This window comes from Halorubrum sp. AJ67 (assembly GCF_000513435.1).
The window spans coordinates 116,505-119,924 of record NZ_CBVY010000019.1 but is presented as its reverse complement, the minus strand read 5'-3'; the positions used below and the strand labels follow the sequence as shown (position 1 = coordinate 119,924).

Below are 3,420 nucleotides of genomic sequence, written 5' to 3'. Positions count from 1 at the left end.
CCCGATCTTCGAACACGACGGGGAGACGTTCGCGGAGATGAACACCGACCGGAAGAACGCGGTTTCACACCGTGGACGGGCGCTAGAGAAGTTCGCGGAGTGGTACGCGGACCGCTAGGCGGGAGCCGCAGCCGGCACAGTCGGATCAGGCCGCCTCGGCGATCGCGTCGGTCAGCAGGTCGGCACCAAGGTCGATCTCGCGTTCGGTGACGTCGAGCGGCGGGAGGATCCGGAGGACGTTGTGGCCGCACGCCAGCGTGAGGAGTCCGCGCCCGAAGGCGTTCTTCACGACCGCGTCGCGGCGCTCCTTCGTGTCGAACTCGACGGCGAGCATGAGTCCCTTCCCGCGGACATCCTCGACGGGGTCGAGGTCGGCGTCGCGCATCGTCTCTTTGAATTGGCGGCCGCGCGTCACGGCGTTGTCCATGAGGTCGGCCTCCTCGATGGCGTCGAGCGTGAGCGCGCCCTGCGCCGAGGCGATCAGGTCGCCGGCCCCCCACGTCGAGGAGAGGCGGCCGGTCTCCTCGGGGAAAACGTCGGAGCGCGAGACGGTCGCACCCACGCGGAGCCCCTTCGCGCTCGCGATCACGTCCGGTTCGTAGGCGTAGTGGTCGGAGCCCCACATCTCGCCGGTGCGGCCGACCCCGGACTGGATCTCGTCGGCGATCAGCGTGATGTCGTGTTCGTCCGTCAGCGCCGCGATCTCGTCGGTGAACGCCTCCGAGGGGAATCGGTAGCCGCCCTCGCCCTGGATCGGTTCGAGGATGAGGTAGGCCACGTCGTCGGGGTGGACGTTCCCCCGCTTCGGGTCGAGCTTCCGGCGCAGCCGCGAGACGCCGTCCGCGAAGAAGCCGCACGAGCAGGTCTCGGCCGAGCAGGTGCGGTCGTCGCAGTAGGGGACGTCCATCACGCCGCTCACCTCCGGGAAGTCGCGGCGGTACACCGCCTTCGATCGGTTCAGGGAGAGCGCGCCGAGCGTCCGGCCGTGGAACGCCCCGTCGAAGGTGATCGCGTACTTCGCGCCGTCCGACTCGTCGTAGGCGATCTTGATCGCGTTCTCGACCGCCTCCGCACCGGAGTTCGAGAGGAAGACGGTGTCCATGTCGTAGTGGGCGGTGAGGTCCGTCAGGCGGTCCATAAGTCCCGAAGAGCCGGGCAGTCCGTCGTCGGGCGTGGGGCCGCCAGCGGCGTAGAAGTCCTGTCCGGCGATCTTCAGCGGGTCGACGAGGTCGAACTCCTCCAGTCGGTCCATGATCAGGGGGTTGTTGTAGCCGAGCGGCGCGGCGGCGACGTGGCTGGTGAAGTCCATGAGGACGTTGCCGTCCACGTCGGTACAGAACGGACCCTCAGCGGGGGCGGTGCGGTCCCAGACGAACTCGTAGACGTAGGTGCTCGGCGCGGCCGACTCGTGGTGGTACTCGACCCACTCCCGAGCGCGCTCGCCCGGGAGGTCGTCGACGGCGGGCGTGGCGGTGTCGCGGTCCATGGGTCCGAGTGGCACGCGGATAAAATAAGTCCGGGGCGATCGCGAAACGGTTGGATATTTCTCCAACTGGGCTTCGTGGGTTCGGAGAGTGTGGGAGTGCGCGGCGTCCGGCGTTCGGGACGCCGGGAAATCGGATCGGAACACAGTTGTCCGAACGGGTACGAGGATCGGTGTTCAGATGACCGAAAGCAACGGTTCCGACCGCGCCCGCAGTCAGCCGGTCGTCGTTCAGGAGGACACCCATCAAAACGAGATCCCGGAGAACATCGACTCGGAGCTGTACTCGGCGGACAGCCCGAGCAACTCTTTCCACGAGTTCAGGATGGAGCCGGGCGACGACCTCGTCGAAGCGCTCCGCGAGAACGGCCACACGGTCGTGTTCAGGGACTAATCCGGGGCCGACACCGCGCCGACGCGCGGCCGACCCCGTACGACTTTGAAGATCCGTCGCCACGGGAGAGACATGAACCGCGAGGAGTTCGCCGCCAGCATCGACCACACCGTGCTCGGCCCGGAGACCACGTGGGCCGACACTCGAACCGTTCTCGACGAGGCCGCCGACCACGGGATGAACGCCTGTATCCCGCCCTGCTACGTCGCCGAGGCGGCTGCGTACGAGAACGCCCCCGACACGATTGCCACCGTCGTCGGGTTCCCGCACGGCCAGCACGCCCCGGAAGTCAAGCGCGACGAGGCAGTCGCGGCGTGGGAGGACGGCGCGGACGAGATCGACATCGTGATCAACGTCGGCCGGCTGAAGGCCGGCGACGACGGGGCGGTCGCCGACGAGCTCTCCGACGTGGTCGCCGCCGTCCCGGTCCCCGTGAAGGTGATAATCGAGACCGCGCTCCTCGACGACGGCGAGAAGCGCCGCGCCTGCGAGGCCGCCGTCGCCGCCGACGCCGCCATGGTGAAGACTTCGACCGGCTTCGCGGACGGCGGCGCGACGGTCCCGGACGTGGAGCTGATGAGCGAGTACCTCCCGGTCAAGGCCTCCGGCGGCGTCGGCTCCTACGAGGAGGCGATGGCCATGCTCGACGCGGGCGCGGTTCGGATCGGGGCCTCCTCGGGCGTCGAGATCGTCGAGGGACACCCCGAGAGCCCGAATTAACGTTCGGCTGACTGCTCCCGATCGTCTGACGACCTGTTTCGGCTATCTGACGGCCCGTCTCGTCCGTCTGACGACCCGTCCACCTCGTTCGACGGCCGTTTCCGCCCGTCGCCGTCGGCGGCGAGCCCGTCGTCGGGCGTCGAGTCGTTACCGGGCGTCGAGCCCTCGCCGGATCCGGCGGTCGCTCCGTCCGTTCCGTCGTCGATCTCGTCGGGGTCGACGTCGACCTCGAAGGCCGAGACCGACTCCGAGAGCGACGCCGCCTGGTCCCTGAGCCGGTCGGCGTTCTCCGCGATGGTAGTGACGGTCGCCGTCTGCTCCTCGGCGGCCGCGGACACCTGCTCGGACCCGGACGCGACCTCGCCGCTCACCTCGGCGACGTCCTCGACGCCCTCGACCGCGCGCTGCGTCGACCGCGCCTGGTCCTCGGCGGCCTCGCTTATCTCCTGGACGCCGTGGTTCGTCTCCTCGACCGCGTCGACGACCGCTTCGAGCGACGAGGAGGCCTGTCGGACCGTGTCGGCTCCCTCGTCTATCCGGGCGTTCGTCTCGCGGATGTTGTCGACGGTCTCGTCCGTCTCCTCGCGGACGCTTTCGATCTGCGATTCGATCTCCGCGGCGGCGTCCTGCGTCTCCTCGGCGAGGTCCTTGACCTCGTCGGCGACGACCGCGAAGCCCTCGCCGGCCTCGCCCGCGCGGGCGGCCTCGATCGAGGCGTTCAGCGCGAGGATGTTCGTCTGCTCGGCCACGTCGGTGATGAAATCGACGACCTCGTCGATCTCGTCCATCCGGTCGTCGAGCGCCTCCATCTGATCGACCGCGG

At 68.7% G+C, this 3,420-nt stretch carries 5 protein-coding genes; 3 read left to right on the top strand and 2 right to left on the bottom strand.

The window, feature by feature from the left end; all coding sequences use genetic code 11:
* A partial coding sequence (locus tag BN903_RS13260) for a non-canonical purine NTP pyrophosphatase (RefSeq protein WP_048078180.1) occupies window positions 1-118 on the top strand: 118 nt, incomplete at its 5' end.
* Between the two features lie 27 nt (window positions 119-145).
* Here BN903_RS13260 and BN903_RS13255 read toward each other — a convergent pair.
* Complete coding sequence (locus tag BN903_RS13255) at window positions 146-1,486, bottom strand: aminotransferase class III-fold pyridoxal phosphate-dependent enzyme (protein WP_048078179.1); 1,341 nt, start codon at window positions 1,484-1,486, stop codon at window positions 146-148.
* Window positions 1,487-1,664: 178 nt separating this feature from the next.
* Here BN903_RS13255 and BN903_RS13250 point away from each other — a divergent pair, with 178 nt between their 5' ends.
* Together BN903_RS13250 and deoC are read left to right on the top strand one after the other, a co-directional pair.
* Window positions 1,665-1,877, top strand: coding sequence for a hypothetical protein (locus tag BN903_RS13250; protein WP_048078191.1), 213 nt, complete (start codon window positions 1,665-1,667; stop codon window positions 1,875-1,877).
* Window positions 1,878-1,949: 72 nt separating this feature from the next.
* Window positions 1,950-2,597 (top strand): deoxyribose-phosphate aldolase, encoded by a 648-nt coding sequence (gene deoC / locus BN903_RS13245; protein WP_048078178.1) that lies wholly within the window; start codon window positions 1,950-1,952, stop codon window positions 2,595-2,597.
* Here the strand turns inward: deoC and BN903_RS13240 are convergent.
* Window positions 2,594-3,420 (bottom strand): methyl-accepting chemotaxis protein (locus BN903_RS13240; RefSeq protein WP_048078177.1); only part of this gene is annotated, 827 nt, incomplete at its 5' end. The genes deoC and BN903_RS13240 overlap by 4 nt on opposite strands.